The organism is Halomonas sp. DP4Y7-1 (genome assembly GCF_019800705.1).
GTDB classification, from domain to species: domain Bacteria; phylum Pseudomonadota; class Gammaproteobacteria; order Pseudomonadales; family Halomonadaceae; genus Halomonas; species Halomonas litopenaei_A.
On the sequence record NZ_JAHVKS010000036.1, the window covers coordinates 1 to 638 of the forward strand.

The window sequence follows — 638 nt, forward strand, 5'->3', positions numbered from 1 at the left end:
GTGCTGGTGCCGTCGGTGTCGGTGCCGACCACGGTGATGCCGCTGATGGTCAGTGCATCGACGCCATCGGCGTGGGCCAGGCTGTCGGCCAGCGTGGCCGTCACGGTCACTACCGCGGACTGGCCAGCCGTGACCGAGCCGTTGTTGTTCAGCGTCAGGGTGATGGCCGGCTCACCACCGGCTTCGGTGCGCCCTTCCAGCTGACCGGCGGAGTTCAGGGTCCAGGTCAAGGTGCCATTAAGGCCATCGACACTGATCGCTCCGGTATCGCCAAAGCCAATGCTGGCAATCGCATCACTGCCCGCGGTAAAGGTCAGGCTGGCCACGTCCGTAGAGGAAGCGTCGCCTTCAGTGTCAGCATCATCCAGGGACACGGCGGCGTTGGTGGTCGCCGGATCGCTGTCAGTGACAGTGACCGTCGGGCCAGTACCGTCGGTGATGGTGACGGTGTGGCTATCGGAGGCGGTGTCACCATCGGTATCAACCGTGGAGATGGTGAAGTTGATCGACGGGCTCTCTGCCTGGTCGAGGTTGTTATTGGCCTCGAAGGTCCAGCTGCCATCGCGACCAACGGTCAACACGCCTTCGGCGGTATTGAAGGTCACGACGTCGGTGTCGGCGTCGCCCAGTGTCAGCGT

At 63.6% G+C, this 638-nt stretch carries 1 protein-coding gene; it reads right to left on the minus strand.

What is annotated here, in order from left to right:
* Positions 1–638 (minus strand): hypothetical protein (locus tag KUV72_RS19725; RefSeq protein ID WP_222239522.1); only part of this gene is annotated, 638 nt, incomplete at both ends.